This is a genomic window from Sinomonas terricola, assembly GCF_034931225.1.
GTDB lineage: Bacteria > Actinomycetota > Actinomycetes > Actinomycetales > Micrococcaceae > Sinomonas > Sinomonas terricola.
The window spans coordinates 644,035-669,111 of record NZ_JAYGGQ010000001.1 but is presented as its reverse complement, the minus strand read 5'-3'; the positions used below and the strand labels follow the sequence as shown (position 1 = coordinate 669,111).

Annotated in this window: 29 protein-coding genes and 2 pseudogenes; 20 read left to right on the top strand and 11 right to left on the bottom strand. The window is 68.3% G+C overall.

Features of this window, described 5'->3' with window-relative positions:
- Positions 1-5: 5 nt before the first annotated feature.
- Both SPF06_RS03300 and SPF06_RS03295 read right to left on the bottom strand, forming a co-directional pair.
- Entirely contained in the window at positions 6-884 is an 879-nt protein-coding gene (locus SPF06_RS03300; RefSeq protein WP_323277487.1) for a hypothetical protein, read from the bottom strand.
- A gap of 293 nt (positions 885-1,177) precedes the next feature.
- Complete coding sequence (locus SPF06_RS03295) at positions 1,178-1,726, bottom strand: YceI family protein (protein WP_323277486.1); 549 nt, start codon at positions 1,724-1,726, stop codon at positions 1,178-1,180.
- Positions 1,727-1,956: 230 nt separating this feature from the next.
- On the opposite strand from SPF06_RS03295, the gene SPF06_RS03290 reads away from it, so the two are divergent.
- Genes SPF06_RS03290 through ccsB form a run of 5 tightly spaced genes read left to right on the top strand, consistent with a single transcriptional unit; the run spans position 1,957 to position 6,794 of the window.
- The gene (locus SPF06_RS03290; protein ID WP_323277485.1) at positions 1,957-2,625 is read left to right on the top strand and encodes a histidine phosphatase family protein; all 669 of its coding nucleotides are present in this window, start codon (positions 1,957-1,959) and stop codon (positions 2,623-2,625) included.
- Entirely contained in the window at positions 2,626-3,234 is a 609-nt protein-coding gene (locus SPF06_RS03285; protein WP_323277484.1) for a TlpA family protein disulfide reductase, read from the top strand.
- A gap of 1 nt (position 3,235) precedes the next feature.
- Positions 3,236-3,988, top strand: coding sequence for a cytochrome c biogenesis CcdA family protein (locus SPF06_RS03280; RefSeq protein ID WP_323277483.1), 753 nt, complete (start codon positions 3,236-3,238; stop codon positions 3,986-3,988).
- Positions 3,988-5,739 carry a cytochrome c biogenesis protein ResB gene (gene resB, locus SPF06_RS03275; protein WP_428985690.1) on the top strand — a complete coding sequence of 584 codons (1,752 nt, stop codon included), beginning with the start codon at positions 3,988-3,990 and terminating at the stop codon, positions 5,737-5,739. Before SPF06_RS03280 ends, resB begins: the two co-directional genes overlap by 1 nt.
- Entirely contained in the window at positions 5,739-6,794 is a 1,056-nt protein-coding gene (gene ccsB, locus SPF06_RS03270; RefSeq protein WP_428985703.1) for a c-type cytochrome biogenesis protein CcsB, read from the top strand. Before resB ends, ccsB begins: the two co-directional genes overlap by 1 nt.
- Before the next feature lie 132 nt (positions 6,795-6,926).
- Here ccsB and SPF06_RS03265 read toward each other — a convergent pair whose 3' ends face one another.
- Entirely contained in the window at positions 6,927-7,187 is a 261-nt protein-coding gene (locus tag SPF06_RS03265) for a PLDc N-terminal domain-containing protein (RefSeq protein WP_323277481.1), read from the bottom strand.
- 25 nt (positions 7,188-7,212) lie between these two features.
- Here SPF06_RS03265 and SPF06_RS03260 point away from each other — a divergent pair, with 25 nt between their 5' ends.
- Complete coding sequence (locus SPF06_RS03260; RefSeq protein WP_323277480.1) at positions 7,213-7,512, top strand: DUF4229 domain-containing protein; 300 nt, start codon at positions 7,213-7,215, stop codon at positions 7,510-7,512.
- 10 nt (positions 7,513-7,522) lie between these two features.
- Here the strand turns inward: SPF06_RS03260 and SPF06_RS03255 are convergent, their stop codons facing one another.
- Genes SPF06_RS03255 through SPF06_RS03240 form a run of 4 tightly spaced genes read right to left on the bottom strand, consistent with a single transcriptional unit; the run spans position 7,523 to position 11,100 of the window.
- On the bottom strand, positions 7,523-8,401 hold the full coding sequence (locus SPF06_RS03255) for a 1,4-dihydroxy-2-naphthoate polyprenyltransferase (RefSeq protein WP_323277479.1): 879 nt from the start codon (positions 8,399-8,401) through the stop codon (positions 7,523-7,525).
- A 49-nt stretch (positions 8,402-8,450) separates the two neighbouring features.
- Entirely contained in the window at positions 8,451-9,626 is a 1,176-nt protein-coding gene (locus SPF06_RS03250; protein WP_323277478.1) for an AMP-binding protein, read from the bottom strand.
- A gap of 16 nt (positions 9,627-9,642) precedes the next feature.
- Positions 9,643-10,605 (bottom strand): 1,4-dihydroxy-2-naphthoyl-CoA synthase, encoded by a 963-nt coding sequence (locus SPF06_RS03245; RefSeq protein WP_323277477.1) that lies wholly within the window; start codon positions 10,603-10,605, stop codon positions 9,643-9,645.
- A gap of 57 nt (positions 10,606-10,662) precedes the next feature.
- Positions 10,663-11,100, bottom strand: coding sequence for a VOC family protein (locus SPF06_RS03240; protein ID WP_323277476.1), 438 nt, complete (start codon positions 11,098-11,100; stop codon positions 10,663-10,665).
- 189 nt (positions 11,101-11,289) lie between these two features.
- Here SPF06_RS03240 and SPF06_RS03235 point away from each other — a divergent pair, with 189 nt between their 5' ends.
- Entirely contained in the window at positions 11,290-12,891 is a 1,602-nt protein-coding gene (locus SPF06_RS03235) for an ABC-F family ATP-binding cassette domain-containing protein (RefSeq protein ID WP_323277475.1), read from the top strand.
- 18 nt (positions 12,892-12,909) lie between these two features.
- Here SPF06_RS03235 and SPF06_RS22075 read toward each other — a convergent pair.
- A pseudogene (locus SPF06_RS22075) lies at positions 12,910-13,032 on the bottom strand (DUF6177 family protein); the annotation flags it as partial.
- Between the two features lie 285 nt (positions 13,033-13,317).
- Here SPF06_RS22075 and SPF06_RS03230 point away from each other — a divergent pair.
- The 4 genes from SPF06_RS03230 to SPF06_RS03220 all read left to right on the top strand — a co-directional run bounded on the left by SPF06_RS03230 (position 13,318) and on the right by SPF06_RS03220 (position 15,986).
- Positions 13,318-13,575 (top strand): DUF1016 N-terminal domain-containing protein, encoded by a 258-nt coding sequence (locus SPF06_RS03230; RefSeq protein ID WP_323277474.1) that lies wholly within the window; start codon positions 13,318-13,320, stop codon positions 13,573-13,575.
- A 130-nt stretch (positions 13,576-13,705) separates the two neighbouring features.
- Positions 13,706-14,281 carry a TSUP family transporter gene (locus SPF06_RS03225; protein WP_323277473.1) on the top strand — a complete coding sequence of 192 codons (576 nt, stop codon included), beginning with the start codon at positions 13,706-13,708 and terminating at the stop codon, positions 14,279-14,281.
- Between the two features lie 63 nt (positions 14,282-14,344).
- On the top strand, positions 14,345-14,830 hold the full coding sequence (locus tag SPF06_RS22070; protein ID WP_428985689.1) for an RrF2 family transcriptional regulator: 486 nt from the start codon (positions 14,345-14,347) through the stop codon (positions 14,828-14,830).
- A 229-nt stretch (positions 14,831-15,059) separates the two neighbouring features.
- Entirely contained in the window at positions 15,060-15,986 is a 927-nt protein-coding gene (locus SPF06_RS03220; RefSeq protein WP_323277472.1) for an NADP-dependent oxidoreductase, read from the top strand.
- A 114-nt stretch (positions 15,987-16,100) separates the two neighbouring features.
- On the opposite strand, the gene SPF06_RS03215 is transcribed toward SPF06_RS03220, so the two are convergent.
- A complete protein-coding gene (locus tag SPF06_RS03215; protein ID WP_323277471.1) occupies positions 16,101-16,430 on the bottom strand; it encodes a hypothetical protein in 330 nt (109 codons plus the stop codon).
- Between the two features lie 14 nt (positions 16,431-16,444).
- Here SPF06_RS03215 and SPF06_RS03210 point away from each other — a divergent pair, with 14 nt between their 5' ends.
- The 5 genes from SPF06_RS03210 to SPF06_RS03190 all read left to right on the top strand — a co-directional run bounded on the left by SPF06_RS03210 (position 16,445) and on the right by SPF06_RS03190 (position 19,547).
- Entirely contained in the window at positions 16,445-17,392 is a 948-nt protein-coding gene (locus SPF06_RS03210) for an AraC family transcriptional regulator (RefSeq protein ID WP_323277470.1), read from the top strand.
- A gap of 129 nt (positions 17,393-17,521) precedes the next feature.
- Complete coding sequence (locus tag SPF06_RS03205) at positions 17,522-18,070, top strand: carboxymuconolactone decarboxylase family protein (protein ID WP_323277469.1); 549 nt, start codon at positions 17,522-17,524, stop codon at positions 18,068-18,070.
- Between the two features lie 29 nt (positions 18,071-18,099).
- The gene (gene trxA, locus SPF06_RS03200) at positions 18,100-18,444 is read left to right on the top strand and encodes a thioredoxin (protein ID WP_323277468.1); all 345 of its coding nucleotides are present in this window, start codon (positions 18,100-18,102) and stop codon (positions 18,442-18,444) included.
- Complete coding sequence (locus tag SPF06_RS03195; protein WP_323277467.1) at positions 18,434-19,183, top strand: SDR family NAD(P)-dependent oxidoreductase; 750 nt, start codon at positions 18,434-18,436, stop codon at positions 19,181-19,183. The genes trxA and SPF06_RS03195 overlap by 11 nt, the downstream gene beginning before the upstream one ends.
- An 88-nt stretch (positions 19,184-19,271) precedes the next feature.
- Positions 19,272-19,547, top strand: coding sequence for a pyridoxamine 5'-phosphate oxidase family protein (locus SPF06_RS03190; RefSeq protein WP_323277466.1), 276 nt, complete (start codon positions 19,272-19,274; stop codon positions 19,545-19,547).
- Positions 19,548-20,110: 563 nt separating this feature from the next.
- Here the strand turns inward: SPF06_RS03190 and SPF06_RS03185 are convergent.
- Both SPF06_RS03185 and SPF06_RS03180 read right to left on the bottom strand, forming a co-directional pair.
- Positions 20,111-20,290, bottom strand: a pseudogene (locus SPF06_RS03185) (ISL3 family transposase); the annotation flags it as partial.
- 452 nt (positions 20,291-20,742) lie between these two features.
- The gene (locus SPF06_RS03180; RefSeq protein ID WP_323277465.1) at positions 20,743-21,504 is read right to left on the bottom strand and encodes a CPBP family intramembrane glutamic endopeptidase; all 762 of its coding nucleotides are present in this window, start codon (positions 21,502-21,504) and stop codon (positions 20,743-20,745) included.
- A gap of 215 nt (positions 21,505-21,719) precedes the next feature.
- Here SPF06_RS03180 and SPF06_RS03175 point away from each other — a divergent pair, with 215 nt between their 5' ends.
- The 4 genes from SPF06_RS03175 (at position 21,720) to SPF06_RS03160 (ending at position 25,068) form a co-directional block, all read left to right on the top strand.
- Positions 21,720-21,929 (top strand): hypothetical protein, encoded by a 210-nt coding sequence (locus SPF06_RS03175; RefSeq protein ID WP_323277464.1) that lies wholly within the window; start codon positions 21,720-21,722, stop codon positions 21,927-21,929.
- Positions 21,930-22,047: 118 nt separating this feature from the next.
- Positions 22,048-23,274 (top strand): acetyl-CoA C-acyltransferase, encoded by a 1,227-nt coding sequence (locus SPF06_RS03170; protein ID WP_323277463.1) that lies wholly within the window; start codon positions 22,048-22,050, stop codon positions 23,272-23,274.
- Positions 23,274-24,149, top strand: coding sequence for an enoyl-CoA hydratase/isomerase family protein (locus SPF06_RS03165; protein ID WP_323277462.1), 876 nt, complete (start codon positions 23,274-23,276; stop codon positions 24,147-24,149). Before SPF06_RS03170 ends, SPF06_RS03165 begins: the two co-directional genes overlap by 1 nt.
- A gap of 4 nt (positions 24,150-24,153) precedes the next feature.
- Positions 24,154-25,068, top strand: a complete 915-nt coding sequence (locus SPF06_RS03160; protein ID WP_323277461.1) for a 3-hydroxyacyl-CoA dehydrogenase family protein — start codon at positions 24,154-24,156, stop codon at positions 25,066-25,068.
- Positions 25,069-25,077 lie beyond the last annotated feature (9 nt).

Below are 25,077 nucleotides of genomic sequence, written 5' to 3'. Positions count from 1 at the left end.
TCCTGCTACTGCCCGTACGGGTTGCCGAAAGTCCGCGGGGGGCCGGGGGTGTAGGGGTTGTTGAAGGTGTTGTGCGCGTTGACGAACGCGGTCACGCCCGGGCGGAACAGCATGATGATCGTGATGATGGCGAGCGCGATCGTCACGAGCGCGAAGAAGCCTGCGTTGAAGAAGGAGAACACCGAGAGGGCGAGGAAGACAGTTCCGAGGATCCGGCTCCAGCGACGCCCCTTGCGCAGGAAGAACGCGCAGAGCCCGAGGATGATCGCGTTGACCACGGCTCCAGCGAACACGGTCCAGAGGACGCCCAGCACGAGGCTCTTGAACTCCTCGTACGTGAAGGGCGTCGGGCGGCCTGCCGCCTGGTCGTCGTAGATCGTGCGCAGCACGCTCGTGCTGCCGAGGTTGATGATGAGGCCGACGACGCCGAGGATCACCTCCGCGGCAGCTGTCGAGAGCATGAGCCAGAAGGCGATGGTGACTGCAGACTGCTGCTCGTTCGGGCCCGGCGCAGGTGTGAGCGACCCGTAGCCATAGGGCTGGGCTGGCGGCTGGCCATAGGGCTGCTGGCCGTACTGCGGCGGCTGCCCATACTGCGGCGGCTGCTGGCCATACTGGGGAGGCTGCTGGCCGTACTGGGGAGGCTGCCCATACTGCGGCGGCTGCTGGCCGTACTGCGGAGGCTGCGCGGGCGAGGGCGGCTGCTGGCCGTACTGCGGCGGCTGCGCTGGCCGATGCGGCGGTTCGAAGCCGGGAGCGTATTGCCCGTAGCGCGGAGTGGGGCGCGGCTCACCGGAAGCCGACGCACCGGGCGCGGCGTGCGGCGGCTCGGTCGCCGAGGCCTCCTCGCGAGGCTCGTCGGGCTGCTCTGATGAGGTGGTCATGGACTCGTCCTCCGGTCGGCTCACACGGAGCGGCACCTGTCCCGTCCCCGCACTGCCCACCATACCGGCCAGATTCGCCGTTGGCCCGGCGTTCCGGTCCACTTCTCAGACGGCTTGGTGCGCGTCGTGGCGAAACACGCCGCGTTCCTCATCGATTGGGAAAGTGCAACCGGTCGGGAACGCGGCAGCGCCGGCCCGGGCGAACCCGAACCGGCGCTGCGAAAAGCCGCGGAAAGCGCCGCAGCCGAAGGCGGTTCCGCCACGCGAGGCGGGAGCGGAACCGCCGGATGCGATCAGGCCTGCGGAGCCGTGAACGCGAGGTCGAGGGAGATGACGACCTTGTCGCTCACGAGCACCCCGCCCGTCTCGAGGACGGCGTTCCACGTGAGGCCGAACTCCTTGCGGGAGATCGTGGTTTCGCCGGAGAGGCCCGCGCGCGTCGTGCCGAACGGGTCCACGGCCACGCCGTTGAACTCGGTCTCGATCGTGATCTCCTGCGTGACGCCCTTGATCGTGAGCTGGCCCGTGACGTCGTAGGACTCGCCGTTGTGCTCGATCGCGGTCGAGGCGAACGTCATCTCGGGGAACTCCTCGACGTCGAAGAAGTCGGCGCTCTTGACGTGGCCGTCGCGGTTGGCGTCGCCCGAGTCGAACGAGGCCGTCTTGACGGTGGCCGAGACCTTGGTCTCCGCGAGGCTGTGGCCCACGTTGACGGTGCCGGCGGCGTCGGTGAAGCGGCCGCGGACCTTGCTGATGCCGGCGTGGCGCACGGTGAACGCGATGTCGCTGTGGGCGATGTCGAGGGTCCAGATGCCGGGGGTGATGCCAGTGGGAACCGTCACGGTGTTCTCCTTCGCTCGGGCAGGGACACTGCCGCAGGTAGTTGAGGTGTCAATCAACATGCTCAGCTTATCCATGCAAATGCATCTTCCGCTACCTCCTGTGTCATATTTCACAGGGAACTCTCGGGAAGGGCAGGTAGTTCTACTGTCTGTAGAATGAGGGGGCGGAGGCAGTCCGGGCCGCTCAGGCGATTTCTCCGCCGCCTCCCACATTTGAGAAACTGGATGTCATGCCTTCCTCCACCGTCCATCTCCTGCGCCACGGCGAGGTGTACAACCCTGCTGGGGTGCTCTACGGCCGACTCCCGGAGTACCACCTCTCCGAGCGCGGGCGGCGGATGGCGGAATGCGTCGCCGAGCACTTCGCCCAGCAGACGCACGACGGCGCCCGCATCGTCCTGCTCAAGGCCTCACCCTTGACGAGGGCCCAGGAGACCGCGGCCCCGACCGCAGCCGCCCTCGGCCTCGAGGTCGAGACGGAACCGCGCATCATCGAGGCCGAGAACCACTTCGAGGGCCTCAAGGTCAACCCGGCCGAGCTCGCCAGGCCACGCCACTGGCGCTACCTCGTGAACCCGCTCCGGCCCTCGTGGGGCGAGCCGTACGAGGCCCAGGCCGCCCGCGTCCTGGCCGCCGTCGTCGATGCGGCCCGCACGGCCGTCGACCGTGGAGGCGACGGCGCGCAGGCCGTCCTCGTCGCCCACCAGCTCCCCATCTGGGCCGCGCGCCTCAAGGCCGAGGGCCGCGCGCTCTGGCACGACCCGCGCAAGCGCGAATGCACCCTTGCCTCGCTCACGAGCCTCACGGTCGATACTGCGACCGGCGCCGTCGTCTCCCTCCGCTACACCGAGCCCGCCGCGGCCTTCCTCCCCGGCGCCGCGACTACTCCGGGGGCCTGAATGGCGAGCCCAGCCCATCCGTCCCGCAGAAGCGTCCTCGCGTTCGCCGTCGCCGTGCCCGCCGCGCTCGCGGGTCTCTCTGCCTGCGCCGCGAACGATCCGCTCGCGCAGCAAGCACGCGCGGGCGACAACAAGAACTACGTCGCGGGCGACGGCTCCGTCACCGAATACGCGAAGGACCAGCGCAAGCCGCCCGTCGCGTTCACCGGGACGCTCTACGACGGCACGAGCGTGGCCTCGTCGAGCTTCGCGGGCCGCGTGACGGTGCTCAACTTCTGGTTCGCGTCGTGCGCGCCGTGCCGCGTCGAGGCCCCGAGCCTCAAGGCGCTCTCCGACGAGTTCGCCCCGAAGGGCGTCGTGTTCTACGGCGTGAACCTCCGGGACGAGAAGGGCACGGCCGAGGCGTTCGAGCAGAACTTCGGCCTCACGTACCCGAGCTTCAATGACCAGGACGGCCACGTGCTGCTCGCGCTCTCCGGCATGGTCCCGCCGGGGGCCGTGCCCACGACGCTCGTCCTCGACAAGCAGGGCCGCGTCTCCGCGCGCATCCTCGGCGAGCTCGACAAGAGCACGCTCAAGGCGCTCATCGAGTCCGCGGCGGCCGAGTAGCGTGGGCGCGAACAGCTTCAGCGAGGCCGTCCTGAACGGCTCCCTTCTCCTTGCCGTACCCGTTGCACTGCTGGCAGGAATCGTCTCGTTCCTCTCGCCGTGCGTCCTTCCCCTCGTGCCCGGCTACCTCGGCTACGTCACGGGCCTCACGGGCGTGGACCTCGAGAAGCAGAAGCGCGGGCGCATGGTCGCGGGCATCGGGCTGTTCGTGCTCGGCTTCACGGTCGTGTTCGTCGCGACGGGCGCCGTCTTCGGCCAGCTCGGCTCGTGGCTCGCGACGTCCCAGGTGTGGCTCACGCGCGTGCTGGGGATCGTCGTCGTCCTCATGGGCATCGTGTTCATGGGCGGGCTGGGAATCTTCCAGCGCGAGGCGCGCGTCCACGCGAAGCCGCCAGCGGGCCTGTGGGGCGCACCGGTGCTCGGGATGACGTTCGGGCTCGGCTGGGTGCCGTGCATCGGCCCGACCCTCGCCTCGGTCCAGCTGCTCGCGTTCACGGACGGCCCGACGGCGTACAAGGGCGCGTTCCTCACGTTTGTCTACTGCCTCGGCCTGGGCGTGCCGTTCCTCCTCATCGCCCTCGCGTTCCGCCGCGGCATGGGCGCCCTCAAATTCTTCAAGAAGCACCGCAGGGCGCTGCAGGCCTTCGGCGGGGGCATGCTGATCCTCATCGGCGTGCTCATCGTCTCGGGCGTGTGGAGCCATTGGATTTCGCAGCTGCAGCTGTGGATCGGAACCGTGAGGCCACCCATCTGATGAGCCTGAAGACCCAGAACTCCCAAGACCCCAAGAGCCCGAAGAAGCGCCCCGCGCAGCGCGACGACGTCGCGCTTCCCGCCCTCGGCTTCGTGGGCATGCTGCGCTGGGCGTGGACCCAGCTCACGAGCATGCGCACGGCGCTGTTCCTCCTGCTCCTCCTCGCGGTTGCGGCCGTTCCCGGCTCGCTGTTCCCGCAGCGGCCCATCAACCCGGCCATCGTGACGCAGTACCTCAAGGACCACGCGGACTACGGGCCGATCCTCGACAAGCTCCAGATGTTCGACGTCTATTCGTCGGCATGGTTCTCGGCGATCTACCTGCTCCTGTTCATCTCGCTCATCGGCTGCGTGGTGCCGCGGGCCATCGCGCACTGGAAGGCGTGGCGCTCGAAGCCGCCGCGCACGCCCGCGCGCCTCTCGCGCCTCCCCGTGTACGGCACGCTCGTGGTCCCGGCTGAGCGAGGGCTTGGATCGGCGGAGGCCGCCGAGCAGGCGGCGGCGCTCCTGCGCACGCGCGGCTACCGTGTGGAGTTGCGGCCCGCGGACGACGACGGCGCCCCGGGCGACGCTGGGGACGCCGGCTCCGGCGGCGCTCGCCGACGCAACGACCTCGCCTCGGTGGGCGCCGAGCGCGGCTACCTCAAGGAGCTCGGGAACCTGTGCTTCCACGGCGGGCTTGTGGGCGTGCTCGTCTCGGTCGCGGTCGGCATCCTGTTCGGCTACAGCGGGCAGCGCATCCTCGTCGAGGGGGATACGTTCGTGAACACCCTCGTGGGCTACGACCAGTTCAACCCGGGAACCGACTTCCAGTCCTCGTGGCTCAAGCCCTACTCGATCCAGCTCGACAAGTTCGACGTGCGCTACGACCGCGAGTCGCCCGGCAAGTTCGGGCAGCCCCTCGACTTCACGGCGCATATCGCAACCAAGGATTCGCCCGAGGCCGCCTCGAAGGACCAGACGCTCAAGGTCAACGATCCGCTGAGCATCGGCGATACCGATGTCTACCTCGTCGGCAACGGCTACGCCCCCGTCGTCACGGTGCGCGGCGGCGACGGGAAGGTCGCCTACCAAGGCCCCATCCCCGCCCAGGCCACGGACACGGTCTACACGTCGACGATCGTCATCAAGGCCCCGGACGCGAAGCCGAGCCAGCTCGGGTTCGTCGGGTTCTTCCTGCCGACCGCCGTGACCGGCCAGGACGGCGTCTCCTTCAGCGCCGATCCCGATCCCCTCAGCCCGCAGCTGAGCCTCAACTCGTACGTGGGCGATCTGGGCCTCGACAAGGGCGCGCCGCAGAACGTCTACGCCCTCGACGTCTCGAAGCTCAAGCAGGTCAACGGCCGCGACCTCCCCGCGAAGGGCATCGTGCTGAGCGCGGGGCAGTCGTACTCGCTCCCGGACGGGCAGGGGTCCATCAGCTTCGACGGCCTCAAGCGCTACGTGGGCCTCGACATCCACCACAACCCGGGCCAGACGTGGGCGCTCGGCTTCGCGCTGTTCTCGCTCGCCGGCCTTATCGCCTCGCTCTTCGTGCCGCGACGGCGCCTGTGGGTCCGATTCGGCGATCACGCGGACGGCCGCACGATGATCGAGTACGGCCTCCTCGCGCGCGGCGAGGACCACGGCCTCGCCGCCGAGGGGCGCGCCGTGCGCGAGGTCCTCGCGAAGGCGTGGGGCGTCGCCGCGGAACCGGGCGCCGAGGGCGAGGCGCACAATAGGACTCAGTCAACCTCAGGAAAGGGCGCATGATGGGCCCCATCAACCAGACGCTCGGCGAGTACAGCGAACTCTTCATGCTCCTCGCTGCCGGCACGTACGTCATCGCGTTCCTCGCCTTCGCGTGGGACATGGCGACGAGCGGCAAGACCGCCCGGCGGGACGCGTCGCGCCTCGCGGGGGCGAAGGCAGCTGCGAAGGTGCCAGCCATGGCCGGCGCCTCGTCGGCAGGCGCGGCCGACGGCGGAAGCCGACCTGCGTCGTCGTCCGGTGCGAACGGGCTCGCCGAGGTCGCGGACGCGGGGCTCGCGTACGCGACGCGGCGGAATGCCGCGCGCGTCGGAGTGGCGCTGAGCATCCTGGGCCTCGCGATCCATGTGGCCGGCGTCGCGACGCGCGGTATCGCGGCGGGGCGTGTGCCGTGGGGCAACATGTACGAGTTCTGCACCACGGGCGCGCTCCTCGTGACCGCGGTCTTTCTGCTCACGCTCATCAAGCGCGATCTGCGCTTCCTCGGGACGTTCGTCCTCGGCCTCGTCGTCGTCATGATGGTGGCCGCGGCCGTGGCGTTCTGGACGCCTGTCGGCCACCTCGTGCCGGCGCTGCAGAGCTATTGGCTCGTGATCCACGTCTCGATCGCCGTGCTTTCCTCGGCCCTCTTCACGCTCACGTTCTCGATGGCCGTGCTGCAGCTCGTCCAGTCGCGGCGCGAGGCGAAGATCGCCGCGGGCGGCCTCGACCACGGCGGGTTCATGCGCCTCGTACCGAGTTCGCTGACGCTCGAAACCCTGAGCTACCGGATCAACACGATCGCTTTCGTCGGCTGGACCCTCACGGTTATGTTCGGTGCGATCTGGGCCGAGAAGGCGTGGGGCCGATTCTGGGGCTGGGACACGAAGGAAGTCTGGAGCTTCGTCATCTGGGTGGTCTACGCGGCGTACCTTCACGCGCGCGCGACGCGCGGCTGGACCGGGAGCCGGGCGGCATGGCTCTCGATCGTGGGCTACGTGTGCGTGATCTTCAACTTCACGATCGTGAACATCTACTTCACGGGCCTGCACTCGTACGGCGGCGTCAGCGCGGGCTAATCCGCCGCCCCCTCACGGGCCACGTTCCGCAGGTTCTCGAGCTTCCGTGCTGCTTCCCCGCTATGGTGCCGCGGGGCAGCGGCCCAATAGCGGCTAAGGGCGCCCGATATGGGCCGTCGCTCCCGGGGAGGCTCAGAGCCCGCGCAGGAAATCGGGGTCGTCATCCGGAGCCACCGGGCGGCGGCCCCGCGTGCTGCCCGACGTCGGGGGAGCGGTCCGGCGAGGCCGGCCGAAGATGAACCACAAGAGGGTTCCGATGATGGGGAGGATCGTGATCAGGAACCATGACGTCTTGGACAGCCCGCGCACCGCCGCGCGGTCGGCCATGGCGCAGTCCACCATTGCGTAGAGCCAGGCCGCCAGGATGACGATGACGGGCAGGAGACGGGCCATAGGCCTATTTTAGTAAACTTGGCTAGTGGCGTTTTTGAAGTACACCCTCATCCGTGCGGCTCTCTTCGTTGTTCCGTTCGTAGTGTTCCTGCTGCTCGGCATCGGCGGTGTCCTCTCGGCGGTGTACGCCGTCGTGATCGCGTTTGCAGTGAGCTTCCTGTTCCTCAACCGGCAGCGGAATGCCGCAGCGTCCGACGTGAGCGATGTGTTCGGCGGCCGCAAGAAGGTGCGCTCGTCGCGCGAGCAGGAGGACGCCGAGGCCGAGGACTCAATCGACGAGGCGCAGCGTCGGGCCGACGGCGAGGGTGGGCCGGCCGAGGCCTGACCCCCGAGGCCTACGCGCGCCCGAGCACCGACGCGACCGCGAACAGGGCGCTGAAGCCGAGGTTGATGAACCCCGTCTGCTGGAGGACGGGAATGAGCCCGGGCCCGGCCGCGCCCGAGAGCATCGTCCGCGACGGCGCGATGCAGGCCGGGACGAGAGCGAGGACGAGCAGCATCCACGGGTTCGACGGCGCGAGCACGAGTGCGGCGACGACGGCGACGGCGAGCATCACCGGGTACGAGAGCCGCGCGGCGCGGTCGCCGAGCCGCACCGCGAGGGTCCGCTTCCCGGCCACGCGGTCCGTCGGGATGTCGCGCACATTGTTCGCCATGAGGAGGGCGTCCGCGATGAGGCCCGTCGCGATGGCGCCAGCCCACGCGGCAGGGCTCAGGGCGAGGGCCTGCGTGTAGGTGGTGCCGAGGGTCGCGACGAGGCCGAAGAACACGAACACGAACAGGTCCCCGAGGCCGAGGTACCCGTACGGCCGCCTGCCGCCTGTGTAGCCCCACGCCGCGAGGACGCTCGCCGCGCCGACGATGATGAGCCACCACGTCTGCGAGAGCATCACGAGCGCGAGACCGAACAGGGCCGCCACCCCGAACGAGATGAACGCGGCCCGCTTGACCGCGCCCGGCGCCGCGGCGCCTGCGCCCACCAGCCGGAAGGGCCCCACACGATGGTCGTCGGTGCCGCGGATCCCGTCCGAGTAGTCGTTCGCGTAGTTCACGCCGACCTGGAGCATGACGGCGACGAGCGCCGCGAGGATCGCATTGACCGGCTTGAACGAGCCGAGCCCGAAGGCGGCCGCGCTTCCGACGATGACGGGCGCGACGGCCATGGGGAGGGTCCGCGGGCGGGCGCCCTGGACCCATTGGGCGAATGTTGCCACGGGGGTTCCTGACTTCTTTCCTGGGGAGCAGAGCGGGCTTCGCGGAGGGCTACGGACCCGACGCGCCGTGCCCGTGCCGTGCGGCGTGCGCGCGTGAGAGGGCCTCGCCGAGCGTCTGGCGGTCCGGCTTGCCGTTCGGCAGGTGCGGCAGCTCGTCGACCACGAGCCACGTCTTGGGTGCGAGCCGCCCGAGGCGGACGACGGCGGAGCCGCGCACCTCGTCGAGCGAACCGCCCTGGTCGCCCGAGAGCACGACGGCGGCCGCAAGCGCCTGCCCCCATTCGGCGTCGCGGACCCCGACGACGAACGCCTCGCGCACGCCGCCGATCCCTTCGAGCTCGCGCGCGATGTGCGCGGCGGAGACTTTGACGCCGCCCGTGATGACGACGTCGTCCGTCCGCCCGAGCACGTGGAGACGGCCGTCGTCGCCGATCTCGCCCACATCGGAGGTCACGAACCAGCGCTCGCCGCCCTCTTCCACGAAGTGCTCGGCCGTGCGCGCCGGATCGCCCACGTAGCCGGCCGCGACGACCTCGCCGCCGAGGCGGATGCGCCCGTCGTCGGCGAGCCGCACGGAGACGCCGTCGAGCGGCTTGCCGTTGTACACGCACCCGCCGCACGTCTCGGCCGATCCGTACGTCGTGACGACGTGGACACCTGCCTCGCCTGCGCGCTCGAGCAGGCCCGGCGGGATGGGTGCACCGCCGAGGAGGACGGCGTTGAAGCGGCGCAGCGCCTTCGCGACGCGGGGGCTGGGGTCTTCGAGGAGCCTCCGCAGCTGGGTGGGCACGAGGGACGTGAATCGGACGGGGTCCGTGAGTTCCTCGGCCGCGTCCGCGAACGCCTCGGGCGTGAAGCCCGCGGCGGGGTTCATCTCGACCGGCCGCGTGCCCGCGTAGAGCGACCGCACGAGCACCTGCACCCCGGCGATGTACTCGAGCGGGAGCGCGAGGAGCCACTGGCCCTCGCCGCGCAGTGCCACGGCGGTGCTTGCCGAGGAGGCCGCGAGCGCGTCGATCGTGAGTGCTGTGGCCTTGGGCGTCCCCGTGGACCCTGAGGTGCGGACGACGACGGCCGTGTGCTCGGGCAGCGAGCCCACCGCCGTCGTCGGTTGCCAGACGCGCCACGCGCCGGTGGCACCGGTTCCCGCGGGACCGAACTCGACCGCGGGCCCCTCGTCGGCGAGGGCGGCGGCGAGGGCCTTGAGAACGGGGTCGAGGCTCATGGGCGTGTTCTTCCGCTCAGTAGTAGTAGGGGAACTCGGACCAGTCCGGATCCCGCTTCTCGAGGAACGCGTCGCGGCCCTCGACCGCCTCGTCCGTCATATACGCGAGACGCGTGGCCTCGCCCGCGAAGACCTGCTGGCCCGCGAGCCCGTCGTCGGCGAGGTTGAACGCGAACTTGAGCATGCGGATGGCCTGGGGCGACTGCCGCGCGATATCGGCCGCGTACTCGAGCGCGACCTCCTCGAGGCGCGCATGGTCCACGGCCTCGTTCACGGCCCCCATCGCGGCCATGTCCTCGGCCGAGTATTCGCGGGCCAGGAAGAAGATCTCGCGGGCGCGCTTCTGCCCGATCTGGCGGGCCAGGAGCGCCGAGCCGTACCCGGCGTCGAACGAGCCGACCGTCGCGTCCGTCTGCTTGAACCTGCCGTGCTCGCGCGAGGCGATCGTGAGGTCCGCGACGACGTGCAGCGAGTGGCCGCCGCCCGCCGCCCAGCCGCTGATGACGGCGATGACCACCTTGGGCATGGTCCGCATGAGCCGCTGGACCTCGAGGATGTGGAGCCGGCCTGCGCGCGCCGGGTCGATCGTCTCGGCTGTCTCGCCCGACGCGTACTTGTAGCCCTCGCGCCCGCGGATCCGCTGGTCGCCGCCCGAGCAGAACGCGTGGCCGCCGTCCTTCGGCGACGGGCCGTTGCCCGTCAAGAGGACGGTCGCGACGTCCGGCGTCATGCGCGCGTGGTCCATCGCGCGGTAGAGCTCGTCGACAGTGCCCGGCCGGAACGCGTTGCGGACTTCGGGCCGGTTGAACGCGATGCGGACGGCGGGGAGGTCGCGCACGATCGCCCCGTCCGCGTCCCGCTCGACCTGCCGGTGGTAGGTCAGGTCCGCAAAGTCGAAGCCCTCGACGACGCGCCAGCGAGCGGGGTCGAAGACGTCGGAGACTTTCTCGGGGAGGGCGGTTGCGGCGGAGGAGGTCACGGCTGAAAGTCTATCCGCGGCCGCCGACACCCTTCGCGGCGCGTGGCGACGTGAAGCTCACGAGATGCAGAACTCGTTCCCCTCGGGGTCTGCCATCGTGTACCACGAGTGCGGTCCCTCGGCCGCCTCCCACAGGAACGTCGCCCCGCGGGCCTCAAGCTTCGCGCGGACAACGTCTTTGTCGTCGCCGTCGAGCCGTACGTCCCAGTGGACCCGGTTCTTGACGGACTTTCCCTCGGGCACCACTTGGAAGAGGATGCGCCGGCGGTCTTTGCGCCCGAGCTCGTCCTCGGGAGCGATGGCCTGGGCGCTCGCCCACATGAGCACGCCGCGATAGACCATCGTCTCGTCCTCGGTCGCGTAGCCCTCGGAGATCATGCGCCGGATGAAGTCCTCGTTGCTTGGCTCGACGGCCCAGCCGAGCGTCTCAGCCCACCACTCTGCTTGGGCGTGGGGGTCCCGCGAATCGACCACGATCTGGATGCCGTATGCCATGGCTCAACGCTAGGCCTCGGCCTCGGCGGCCGGAAGGGAGAAGCGGACAGTCTGCGTCCGCAGCGTGTCCCTGAACCCGCTTGACACCCCGCAGGGCGCCCTGCACGCTGGAACGCATGGTCCGCTGATCGCCTCCCATCCCCTATCTGCCCGGGCACGAGTCTGCCTGTCACTGAAGCGAGGACCTGCATGGCGTTGAGCACCATCCACATCACCGCGACCGATGTCTCCCACGGCTACGGCGACCGCCTCCTCCTCGATCGCGTGAGCTTAGTGATCGCGGATGGCGAGCGGATCGCCGTCGTCGGCGAAAACGGGGCGGGGAAGTCCACGCTCCTGCGCCTCCTCGCGGGTGAGGAACTGCCTGACTCGGGCACGGTTGCCGTGCACGGTCGGGCGTCGCGGCTCGCTCAAATGCCCGATAGCGCCGCGACCGTGGGCGGACTGCTCGCCGCTGCGGAAGCCCGCGCGAGCGCGGGAGAATCTGCTGTGGATGGCGAGGCAGCCGACGGCGTTGCGGCCCGGGTGCGGGCGGTCATCGCGCTCGAGCGCCTCGGCGTGGGGGAACTCGCGCGCAGCGGGCTTGATCGGACGCTTGCGAGCCTCTCAGGTGGCGAGGCCGAGCGCGTGGGCCTTGCCTTCGCGCTCGCGGATCCTGCCCCGATCCTTTTGCTCGACGAGCCCACGAACCATCTCGATGGGGACGCCGTGGCTTGGCTCGAGGCGGAGCTCGCGGCGCGGCCCGGCGTTGTCGTGGCCGTCTCGCACGATCGGGACTTCCTTGGTCGTTTTGCGCGCGTCATCCTCGAGGTCGATGCCGACCGGCGCGCTGTGCGCCGCTACGGCGGTGGCTACGCCGGGTACCGTGCGGCAAAGGTGCTCGAGCGGCGCACATGGGAACGCGAATACGCAGAGTGGGTCGAGGCCAAGGAGCATGAACGAGAGAAGGCCGCCGCGGTCTCCGGTCGCGTGGCCTATGGCCGCATGACGGACAAGGACAAGTCCGGGTTCAACTACTTCGGGCAGCGTGTGAGTGCGGCCGTCGAGAGCCAGATCCGGTCCGCCCGGGAGCGGCTCAGGCGCCTTGAGGCCGATCCCGTGATGCCGCCGCCGCGGCCACTCCACCTCGCCGCCGCGTTCGATGTTTCCCGGGGCGCCGCCGTGTCCCTTCGCGGCGCCGCCGTTCTCGGACGGCTGCATCCAGTCGACCTCGACGTTTCGGCGGGTGGGCGTCTCGCCGTGACCGGCCCGAACGGCGCTGGCAAGACGACGCTGCTTGGAGTGCTTGCGGGGCGGCTTCCCTTCGAGGGGGCCGTCGAGGTGCGCGCCGGCGGGGGAGCCGACGACGACGGCGCGGCCTCCGCCGTCGTCGGCCTCCTCCCGCAGGAACTCGCCCCGCCCGTGGACCCGCATGCGAGGCTGCTCGCTGCCTACGCCGCCGGGCTCCCGGGCGACCTCGACGATCATGCCGAGCGGCTCCTGCATCTTGGGCTGTTCCGGATCCAGGAGTTCTTCGTGCCGGTGGGCTCCCTCTCGGCCGGGCAATATCGGCGGCTGGCGCTCGCTAGGCTCCTTTCGGGCCAGCCTGAGCTTCTCCTGCTCGACGAGCCGAGCAATCACCTCGCGCCGCTGCTCGTCGGAGAGCTCGAAGAGGCGCTCGAGCGGTACCGGGGAACGCTCATGGTGACGAGTCACGACGCGGCGCTCCTGCGGTGGTTCGGCCGACTTGAGGGCGCCTCCGAGCTGAGACTCGAGCGGCGAGACGTGCAGGAGGTGCACGTGCACCATTAGGGTCGATGACGTTAGGTCCGGGGGTTTCCAGGCCAGGTTTGTCGGCTCGTGGGCGCCCCACGCCGTCACGGTGCATCCGCCGGGCTCGCCTGCGAGAGCATCGGCCGCGGCGCCGAGGACGGTGCCCTCCGACGGCGGGTGGTGGACCGAGACGAGAAGACGGCGTGCAGGACGGCGGCCTCGGGCGGTCGTCGGCTACCGGCGTGGCTCGCAAGGCGCTGTCCTCGACGAAATCGTCGAGGGTCCGGAAGACTTTCCCGGTTCGGGGGTCCCTGAGGCCGTCGTCGGCATAGGTGAGCCACACGCCGCCCAGCGCATCGAGGTAGTAGCGGGCGGCGAAGGTCTATTGGGCGTCCGGAACTGTGAGGAGCACAGGGCGGACAATCCTGGACCGGCAGGCGGCCGAACCGTGGGGGAGCAGGGTCCTTGAGCGACTCGCTCACGACCTGCGCGGAGTTCCCCCACATGAAGGGCTTCGACAGGCGGAACCTGTTCTATATGCGCTCCTACGCTCAGGCATGGAGTGGGCCCGAGCCGATTGTGCAGACGGTCTCTGCACAATTGAGCTGGAGCCACAACATCGCCCTGCTCGAGAAGGTCAAAGACCAGGAGGCGCAGCAGTGGTACGCCGCGCAGGCAGTCCAGCGGGGCTGGTCGCTCTCAGCCCTCGCTGCCCGAGCGTGATGACTAGCGGCCATCGGATCCGAATCCCTAGGTCCGGAAGCGGTGAGCAGGAGCCTGATGTGCCTCACGGAAGTTGTCCCACAAGCTGTGGGACTTTTGCCTCCGGCCCCAGGCGGCGGCGAAGGCGCGCATGTCCTGGCACGGGTGTACCGGAACGTGGACTCGAAGAAGTACCTGCTCCTCGTTCCTGCGCATCGCCGGAATCGTGCCCGGTGCCCTGGCCGTCCAGACCGTGCCTGCACCCCGGCTCGAGGTCCTCGTCGGCGGAACCGTCCTCGTCGCGTTGGCCACAGCCCAGATGTCCCGTTCCTCACCATGGCGACCCGGGGCGAAGCCGCTTGCGGCAGCCGGTTCGGTGAGCGCTTTCATGAACGCGACGGCCGGAGTGGGCGGGCTGGCGTTGAGCGTCTACGCGCTGCGCACCCGGCGGGAGCAGACCGAGTTTTCCGCCACCATGCAGCCGCATTTGCTGACGATCGGCCTGGCTTCGGTCGCTGCGAAGCTGGTGGCCAGGCCGTCATCCCACCCCGGGCTCTCGCCGTGGGTCTGGGTCGCGATCGTAGCGTCCATTTGCGCGGGGCTCGTCGCCGGCGAAGTGCTGTCGCACAGAACCGGGCTCCAGACGGCACGTCGGCTCATGCTCACGCTGGCCTATGTCGGATCCATCGCCACGGTCGCCTGGGGCGTACTGGAGCTGCTGCCATGATGCGCCCAGACGGGTTCGCGAACATATCTTGACACTAAATATCTGGATATATATTATCCTGATATGCGTTTCAGTGATGGTGTTGAGTGGTCTGTACACAGCTGCCTGGTGCTGGCCGCGCTGCCGGAAGGCGTGGGGCTGCCGGGTGCGAAGCTTGCCGAGTTCCACTCGCTTCCGGCGGCTTATCTCGCCAAGCACATGCAGGCACTCGTCCGGGCCGGTGTCGTCGAGTCAATCCCTGGTCGGCACGGGGGGTATCGGCTTGCGAGACCCGCGAGCGAGATCACTGTGGCCGACGTCGTCACCGCAATAGAAGGGAACCGCTCTGCGTTCCGTTGCACTGAGATTCGTAGACAAGGCCCGGGTGCTGGCCAGCCATGTGAGTACCAGACGGCCTGCCTGGTATCTCGTGTCATGGGTGGGGCCGAGCAGGCATGGCGCAGCGAGCTAAGCAAATGGACTCTGGCCGACCTTGCGTTCGACCCAGCGAGTGCCGCGTACCTCCGCCAGGACGCCTGGCTTTCGGATGTCCTGGAGGCGAGGGGGTAGCGAGCTCCCTCGGCTCCCAGTGTGCCAAAGCCGACAAGCGACCACAGGGCGCGATCGAAAGCGCCGATTCATGGCCTGGCAACGGGGAACTCAGAAGTGGCGCTCGAGCCGTGCATCGTCGGTGAGTCTCGGGCGACAAAGTTTGCAATCGTTAGCCGCCGTCATCAACCAAGTCTGCCCAAAGGCGGACCCGACAACGCATGACCCGACAACCTATTAGGAGGACGACATGCAAGTAGCAGGCATCAACGAGATCGGTGGCCCTGTCGAGATTCTCGACGTGCAGGATCCTCGACCGCTGGCAGCGGACGAGGTTCTGATCGCGGTGAAGGCCGCGGGCATCGGCAACTGGGACGAGATCGTGCGTACTGGCGGTTGGGACGTCGGCGCCAGCGTCCCCATGGCGTTGGGCGTCGAGGCGGCGGGCGTCGTCACGGAGGTGGGAGAGAACGTAGACGGCTTCCACCCTGGCGACGAGGTGCTCTGTCACCCCCTTCAGCTGCGCCACCAGGGTGCCTGGGCGCCCTTGCTCATCGCCCCAGCGTCATTGCTCGCGCGCAAGCCGGCGTCTGTCGCCTGGGAGACCGCAGCCGCGTTTCCGGTGCCTGCGCTGACCGCGGAGCAGGTGCTGACCGAGGCATTGGCCTTGAAGGCTGGCGAAACACTGCTCGTGCATGGCGCGGGAGGAGTCACTGGTGGACTGCTCGTGCAGCTCGCAGTGCTGCGTGGGGCGAATGTGCTAGCGACCAGTGGGCCGGCCAGCATGGCTCGAGTGCGCCAGTACGGGGCCCTTGAGGTGTTCGACTACAACGATCCATCCTGGCCGGCTCTGGCGCGCCGGGTCGCGGCCGCTGCCGGGATCACGGCTGTCGTGAACGCAGCCCGCGACGGTGCGGCGACGGCTATGAGCACGCTCGTCGACGGTGGACGGCTAGCCACCATTACGTCGGATCCGCCGGCGGAAGAGCGCGGTATCAGCGTCTCGAACGTCTACGTGCGCCCCGACGGCGCGCAGCTCGAGCGTCTCGCCGAGTTGCTGGGCAACGACCAGCTGACCTTCGCCGTCGCGAGCAGCAACCGACTGGCCGGGGCCGGCGCGGCGCTCGCGGCAGTAGTCGCGGGGGGAGTCTCGGGCGCAGCCGTTGTCATCCCGTGAATCGGTGAGCAGCTCAGTTCGCCAGACAAGGCCACCACCTTCTCATGGTGAGAGCTGGGGCGTGGCATCGGCGGCTTGGCCCTTGGGTACGCGGACAATGCTGAGGACGTACGGCTAGATTCTCGGTGCGGCCCGCGGGCCGGCGAGCGGCAGGCAGCAGTCACCAAATTTGGGATTGTCGCCTGCCACTCCGGATCCTCGTCTTCGACCGTCCAGAGCAGCCGGCAGCCGCCGGGGCTGTTTGCGGCCTTTGGGCCGAGCGTCCAGCTCGCCCAACACGATCAATGCCGTCTGCGCCAGGGTGCTCGTGATTGTCCAGACCGTCCCCGCCGCGGAATGGCTGGAAATCACCGCCGGATCAAACATTACCGTCGTGCGGGGAGTGGCCCAGACCCTTTCATAATCAACGCAGATGATTCCGCTGCCGTAATCCGCAATCTTCAATTGGGAAAACCTGAATGGACGCCATCAGCCAACTCCTCCGTCTCGCACGTCTCGAAGCGCAACTGGACAAGCACTGCCTTCTCGGCCAAGCGACCACCATGGAGACAGCGGGTCATAGGGACCTGGAGGTCCCTTTCCACGTGCTGCTCGAGGGAACATGCGAGTTGCACGTCGGGTCGACGCACCTTCAGCTGAGCGCGGGAGATGTAGTCCTGCTGCCAGACGGAGCACTCCACCGCATAACGACATCTGGCGCTGGTCGCAGGAGCACGACGATCGACGAAGACGGGAAGGCCTTCACTACAACCCGGAGTTCGGACGGGGGGTCGCCGGTCATCGACCTCTTCTGTGGCCGGTACACCTTCGGGATCGGCGCCGGGACTATCCTCGTACGGAGCCTACCTTCGGTCATCCACGTAGCGTTCGGCCATGCCCCTGAAAGCGACCAGGTGCTTCGATCTCTCAGCCAGCTGATCCGGGGCGAGGCCCAGAGGCACGGCGAAGGCACCGCCGCGATCCTGGCATCGCTGTGCACGGTGCTCCTCGCCATGGTCCTGCGCACATCTAGCGTGAATACCGACAGTGTCCTGTGGACGGCCGCGGCGGAGGGCACCGTTGCCAACGCCATCGCGGCCATTCTCGAGCGCCCGGAGGAACAATGGTCGATCGAACGTCTCAGCAGAGGTGCGAACATGTCCCGGGCCACGTTCCTGCGCCACTTCGGCAAGAGCACGGGAATGACCGTGGGCGCGTTCGTCACCAAAGCTCGGCTCATCGCGGCCGCCGAACTGCTCGACACCACCGATGCGACTGTCGCCGTAGTGGCACAGCGGGTGGGGTACCACTCGGAAGCCGCATTCACCCGGGCATTCCACGCAGGTGTGGGGTTCACGCCTTCCCGATTCAGGCGAAGGGCCCATGATGCCGCTACAGAGAACGCGGCCGTGAGACCTGAGGGTTGAAAGGTGATCCATAACCGCCTGTTCGAGTCAAGAGGGCCGCGGGAGACTCAATGAGTGGAGCAGTAAAGCTCCACCCGCGAACTGCACGCGCAGTTGCGCGGCGTCTCTTCTAGACAGGAGTTCCCTCTTATGCCAATGCTTGGTCGGATTTCCCCCACCGAAGCCCCCGACGATATTGCAGACCTCTATGCCAAGGTGAGGAAGACGATCGGCGCGGTCCCCAGCATGGTCACTTACATGGCCAACAGCCCCGCCGCCCTCACCGCATGGCTCGGGCTTATTGAGGCATTGAAGGGCGGCTCTTTGCCGGCCGCCGTCCAAGAGCGTCTTGCCCTCGCCACGGCCGAGTACAACGAATGCAGCTATTGCCTCTCGGCCCACACTTTCGTTGCGAAGAATGTAGTCAAAATGGAGCCGGCGGAGATCTCCCGGGCGCGCGATGCCGCGTCGGAGAACCCCCACACCGACGCGATTCTCAAGCTGTCCGACGCCGTCGCGCGCGGTCGTGGGAACGTCGACCCCACAGCTGTCGATGACGCTCGAGCCGCCGGTGTGACTGACGGCGAGATCGCGGAAGTCATCGCTCATCTCGCTCTGAACACCCTCACGAACTACTTCAACATCCTTGTCGATACCCCGAACGAGTACCCCGAGCTCGTAACTGCTCGCGCCCGCTGACGCGGCAAATTCTGCCAAGGAGACGAATCATGAGTGCGATCAAGCACGTGCCCGACGAGACTTTCGAGTCCCACGTCCTCGAGTCCGAGAAGCCCGTCCTGGTCGATTTCTGGGCCGAATGGTGCGCCCCGTGCCGCGTCCTCGGCCCGATCCTCGAACAGATCCACGAAGAACATGACGAGATCGAAATAGTGAAGATCAATATCGACGAGAACCCGGCAATTACGCGGTCCTACGGGATCACCTCCATTCCGACTATGAAGCTCTACAAGGGCGGCGAAGTAGAGAAGACAATCATCGGAGCGATGTCGAAAACGCATCTCGAACAGGAAATGGGAAGCTTCCTGAGAAAGGCAAACAAAAATGGAATCTAGCCTCAATGGAAAGGTTGCTCTCGTTACGGGCGGCAACAGCGGCATCGGAAGGGCTGTCGCAACCGAGCTGGCTGGGCGCGGTGCCCATGTCATCCTCTCCGGGAGGAATCAGGATCGCGGGGCGCTGGCCGTCGCCGACATCCGCGCCAACGGCGGGCGCGCCGACTTCGTCCCTGCGACCCTGGATGACGAAGCGAGCGCTCGCAAACTCGCAAAGGAGGCGGTTGCCCTCGGTGGAGGACATGTCGACATCCTCGTGAACAACGCCGGCATGTTCCCGTTCGGCCCCACGCACAAGACGACCGAGGAACAGTTCGACGCAATCTACGGCCTGAACGTGAAGGTCCCGTACTTCCTCGTGGCCGAACTGGCGCCGCCCATGGTCCAGCGCGGACACGGCGCGATCGTGAACATCGGAACGATGGTCGCGCACTTCGGCATGGCTGGAATGGCGCTCTACGGCTCGACCAAGGCAGCCCTGGTGCTCCTGACCAAGGCATGGGCGGCAGAATTTGGTCCGGCAGGGGTTCGGGTGAACGCGGTGAGTCCCGGTCCGACACGCACCGAAGGTGCCGAAGTCATGGGCGAAGGGCTCGATCAGCTCGCTCAGACGCTTCCGCTGCGGCGCACTGGTCAGCCGGAGGAGATCGCCGCGGCGGTCGCATTCCTGGTGAGCGACGACGCCGCCTATGTCCAGGGAGCCGTGCTGCCCGTCGATGGCGGACGTGTCGCCGTCTGATCACCTGACGCCCCGCACGGAAATGGCAGCCGAGGGGAAGTCACCGAATGTAAAGGCGGGAAAGGCTATGGGAATTATTACTCAGGACATGCGAGACATCATCGCCAGCGCGAAGCTCGCGTTCGTGGCGACGGTCTGCGAAGATGGCTCCCCGAACCTATCTCCGAAGGGGTCTCTGCGCGCTTACGACGACGATCATCTGGTCTTCATGGACATCGCCTCACCCACGACGGTGGCGAACCTGCGGCGCACCCCCCAGCTGGAGGTGAATGTGATCGACTTCATCCTCAGGCGCGGCTACCGCTTCAAGGGGGTCGCCGAAATCCGCAGCGCTGGCGACCCTGCATATGAGTGGTTCCGCTAGTGGATGCTCGATACCCATGACGACCCCGTCTATCCGTGTCACGAGGCCGTACTGATCCGGGTAGAACGGGCGCTGCGCGTGGATTCTCCTGCCTACACGTTCGGGCACGCGAGCGACGGCGACCTGAAACGCACCTGGGCCACAACCTACGATCTAGCAAACAGGGAAAGTGGACGGTTGTGATCTTGGCCGGTAGTGGCGGCCGACGCAGGGCGCAGCCTCCAACGCTGTCACCGACCATTGGTCAGAGCGTGTAGCACTGCAGCCCCTTGGACAACCGTTCTTCCTACGACAGGGGGAAGGGCCGGTCCAAGGGGCTGCGGTGCGCCATGGAGCGCTCGACCGTTTCCCGAACGCCGGCGCCGAGTCGAGCGACAATGTCATCGCCGTCGCCGACGAGGTGCAGGACCCGTCGCCCCGAAGGCAGCGCGGCAGGAGGCAATCGCTTCGGGCGCATTCTCAACCCCGGAGTTCCGGCTGGACACCCGTCATCATGGCGCCTTGCGACGGGCATTGCGCGGGTGAAGCAGGTTGAGGTCTTCAGGACGGCGAGCAACATGCGTGACCGTGCCGCGCGCGATGCCCAGCGCACCGCAGGAATGGCACCATTCGTCAGGCTCGGTGGCACAGCACTCCAGCACCGCCCGGTCCGGCCCGAGGCGCTGCCCGACGGCTTCGAGGCCGAGCCCGTCGAGCCGGCAGAACGTGGAAAGGTCGGGAGCCAGGAAGGTACCGTGGGACACGTCGAGGTCTTGCGGACGGGCGGCGTAGGAACCACCATCATCGGAAGACCTCGACCCCTGTTCGGCCAACCACGCGCCCACCCAACTACACCCTTCACTGCGAAGAGCCGTTAAAGGGCCGTCTCGGCAAGCCGAAGCAATGGAACTTTTTTCGCGGCGATCGCGGCTCGGAGAGGGATGCGTCGAATCAGCTGATGACCGTCGAATCAGCTGATGACCACCGTGCAGGTACATGATGCGTTGTCGGTGCTCGACCGGGAGACGGATCTTGTAGGGCAAGCGTTCGGGCTTGATCCGACTTGGTGGAGAGGCCGGCTGGAAGAGGCCGGATGGGTGCCGCGCGGCTTCTTCAAGGAGCACGAGGTCGTCATCGGGCGACGGCATCTCTTTTCCATGGCTCCCAGCTCGGCGTCGCGGCTATTGAGGCAGTGCGACAGTCGCCGTTGGGACGATCACGGTTGCAGGGCGGAGAGGTCCAGCGTGTACATGAGCACGACCGAGAGCAGGTTCTTGAGGGCGTGGAGCGAGACGCTGAACGCGAGATTGTTGCCTGTCCACGCGTAGGCGAACACGAGGACCGCGCCGAGCCCGAGATAGGGCGCAAGCGCCTGGATCGTGAAGTCGTCGCGGCCCACGATGTGCAGCGATGCGAAAAGCGCAATCGAGATCGCGTAGCAGAGCCAGCGGTTGAGGAAGAGGCTCAGCTTGCCGATCATGAGGTGCCGGAACACGAACTCTTCGACGAAGGGCCCGACGACGACGAGCAGCGGCGCCGTGAACCACCACGGAACACCCTGCGCGACCGATTCGATGTCCTGCTGGTTCTGCGAGATCCGGATCCCGCCCGCGAGCGTCACAAGGATCGCCGTCACGACGAGCATTGCGATGAGCATGAGCGGCAGGATCCCGGCCGTGAACCAAGGGCGCGTTGCGAGAATCCGGACGTCGCGCGCGAAATAGGCCCGTGCGGAGATCGCCGCGACAACGAACACGACCCCGTACACGCCGAGGTTGAGGAGATACGAGGCGACGGCCGGATTCGTGCGGATCCAGCCCGCGCGATCGAGCGGCAGCAGCACGACGGCGAGCGGCAGCGCGACATAGAGGACGACGGCGAGGAGATCGGTGCCCGTGAAGCGCCCGAAGCGGCGACCCGGCGCGGGATTGCCCGGGCGGGGGCCGCGGGGCCTGGGCATGGAGTCGAGAGTGCTCATTTGCCGATGGAACGACCGGGCGACCGGTTGCGTTCCGGATGTCCTCGCGGCCAGGCGCGGTGCGCTGGCGCATCGCGTCGGCCGAGCCGCTGTGCGCCCGCCTTGAACGGATCTTGAACTTTTCTTGTCCGCAGCACGCGAGTGGCCTTGAAGGGCCGGCGGGACAGTTGTCGATGTCAGCTGCTGGGGCTGGCGATGACAAATGGGTGATTGAGATGATGTCTCGCACGCTTGCACATTCCCGCCACCTGCGGCGTCAGGCGCTGCAGCGATCCGTCTCCGAGGGAGCCGCCGTGCAGACCTCGACGATGGGCGTCCTGATCGCCGACTCAGCCCCCGACTCGCTGGGCTTCTTCCCGGCCCACGATTGGAGCGGGCAGACCTATGTCGTCAGCCTCGCGGAGGTGAGCTTCCGCGCCCTCTGAGGGCAGCGCAGCCGACTGCCGTTCGTCGTCATGGGTTGACCCCCAGCCCGCCGCAGGTAATCTTTATAGAACGAACGGTCGGTAATTTGGCCGGGAACCTACGCATAAGGATGTGCTCATGGCTGAGGCCTTTCTGATCGGCGGCGCGCGGACTCCGGTAGGCCGCTACGGCGGTGCCCTCTCCTCCGTCCGCCCCGACGACCTCGCGGCACTCACGGTGAGCGCCGCCGTCGAACGTGCCGGCATCGACCCCGCGGCCGTGGACGAGGTGATCCTCGGCAACGCGAACGGAGCGGGCGAGGAGAACCGGAACGTCGCGCGGATGGCGTGGCTCCTCGCGGGGTACCCGGACAGCGTGCCGGGCATCACGGTCAACCGCCTGTGCGCCTCGGGGCTCTCGGCGATCATCATGGCGAGCCACATGGTCAAGGCCGGGGCCGCGGACCTCGTCGTCGCGGGCGGCGTCGAGTCGATGAGCCGCGCGCCGTGGGTCATGGAGAAGCCGACGACGGCGTTCGCCAAGCCCGGGGCCGTGTTCGACACCTCGATCGGCTGGCGGTTCACGAACCCGGCCTTCCTCTCGGGCGAGCTCTCCCGCGACGGCAAGGCGACGTTCTCGATGCCGGAGACGGCGGAGGAGGTCGCGCGCGTGTTCGAGACCTCGCGCGAGGACTGCGACGCGTTCGCCGTCCGCTCGCATGAGCGGGCGCTCGCCGCGATCGAGGCGGGAAGGTTCGCGGGCGAGATCGTGCCCGTGAGCGTCACCGGGCGCAAGGGTGCCCGGACCGTCGTCGACACGGACGAAGGACCGCGCCCCGGCACGACCATGGAGGTCCTCGCGGGGCTGCGGCCCGTCGTGAAGGGCGGCACCGTGGTGACGGCAGGCAACGCGTCGAGCCTCAACGACGGCGCCTCGGCGATCGTCGTGGCCTCGGAGGCCGCGGTCGAGCGCTTCGGGCTCGCGCCTCGCGCGAGGATTCTCGACGGCGCCTCAGCCGGCGTTGCCCCCGAGATCATGGGGATGGGCCCGGTTCCGGCGACGCGGAAGGTGCTCGAGCGCACGGGCCTCTCGGTCGGCGACATCGGCGCCGTCGAGCTCAACGAGGCGTTCGCGTCCCAGTCCCTTGCCGTGATGCGGGAGCTCAAGCTCGAGGAGGACATTGTCAACGCCGACGGCGGCGCGATTGCGCTCGGCCACCCGCTCGGCTCCTCCGGCTCGCGCCTCGTCGTGACGCTCTTGGGCCGGATGGAGCGAGAGCTCGCGGGCTCGGGCCGGAAACTCGGCCTTGCGACGATGTGCGTCGGCGTCGGCCAGGGCACGGCGCTCATCGTGGAGGGGATGTGATGGCGGAGGGGAGCACTCCTCGCACGGCGGAAGACCAGGAGACGACGGCGGACGGCACCGGGCCGTCGTCGTCCGCTGACGGCGCGAACGACGGCGTGGCGCGCCTCGACGCGGCTGGCTTCACGACGCTGCGGGTCGCCGAGGGAGGCGACCGCCTGCACGCGACGCTGCACCGCCCCGAGGTGCGCAATGCGATCGACGCCGCGATGGTCGCGGAGCTCCACGCGGTGTGCACGCATCTCGAGGCGAACCCCAAGATCCTCATCCTCTCGGGCACGCCCGCGGACGCTGCGTCGGGGGCGAAGGGGATCTTCGCCTCCGGTGCGGACATCGCGCAGCTGCGCGATCGCCGTCGCGACGACGCCCTCGCGGGCATCAACTCGACGGTCTTCGACCGCATCGCGAGGCTGCCCATGCCCGTCATCGCGGCGTTGGACGGCTACGCGCTCGGCGGCGGAGCCGAGCTCGCCTACGCGGCGGACTTCCGCATCGGCACGCCCGCGCTGCGGCTGGGCAACCCCGAGACCGGGCTCGGCATCATGGCTGCGGCCGGGGCGACGTGGCGGCTGCGCGAGCTCGTGGGGGAGCCGCTCGCGAAGGAGATCCTCCTCGCGGGGCGTGTGCTCACGGGACAAGAATGCCTCGACGCCGGCCTCGTCACACAGCTCGTCGCACCGGACGAGCTGCTGGGCGCCGCGGACGCGCTTGCGGACCGCATCGCCAGCCAAGACCCGCTCGCCGTACGGATTTCGAAGGCCGTATTCCACACCCCGCGGGAGGCTCATCCCGTCATCGACACCTTGGCCCAGGGCATCCTCTTCGAGTCCCAGGCCAAGTTCGACCGCATGCAGCAGTTTCTCGACAGGAAGAAGTGACGCCATGAACATCGAAGAGGCTCTCAACGAAGCCCTCGGCGAGAAGCCCGCGCCGGGCATCCCCCTCGCGGAAGGGCTGCCCGCGACCGTCGGCGTCCTCGGCGGCGGGCGCATGGGCGCGGGCATCGCGCACGCCTTCCTCACGCGCGGGGCGAAGGTCGTCGTCGTCGAACGCGACACCGAGGCCGCCCAGGGAGCGCGGGGGCGCGTCGAATCCTCGGTCGAGGCCTCGATCGAGCGCGGAGCCGTGACCGCGGGCCTCGAAGCCATCCTCAGCCGCTTCGCGACCTCGACCGACTACGCCGACTTCGCGTTCTGCGACCTCGTGGTCGAGGCGGTCCCAGAGGACCCAACGCTCAAGGCCACGGCCCTCGCCGACGTCGAACGCGAGCTCTCCCCGCACGCCTACCTCGCGACGAACACCTCGTCCCTTTCGGTGGGCGACCTCGCCGAATCGCTCGCCCGGCCCGAGAACTTCCTCGGCCTGCACTTCTTCAACCCGGTTCCGGCGTCGACGCTCATCGAGGTGGTCGTCGCCGAGCGGACCTCGCCCGAGGTGCTCGCCGCCGCCCGCGAGTGGGTGCACGCGCTCGGGAAGACCGCCGTCGTCGTCGCGGACGCGCCGGGCTTCGCGTCGTCGCGGCTCGGGGTCGCGATCGCGCTCGAGGCGATGCGCATGCTGGAGGAGGGGGTCGCGACCGCCGAAGACATCGACAACGCCATGGTGCTCGGCTACAAGCACCCCGTCGGGCCGCTCCGGACGACCGACATCGTGGGCCTCGACGTGCGCCTCGGCATCGCGGAATACCTCCACAAGACGCTGGGGGAGCGCTTCGCCCCGCCGCAGATCCTGCGCGACAAGGTGGCCGCGGGAGAGCTCGGCCGCAAGACGGGCAAGGGCTTCTACGACTGGTCATGACGCGTGGCC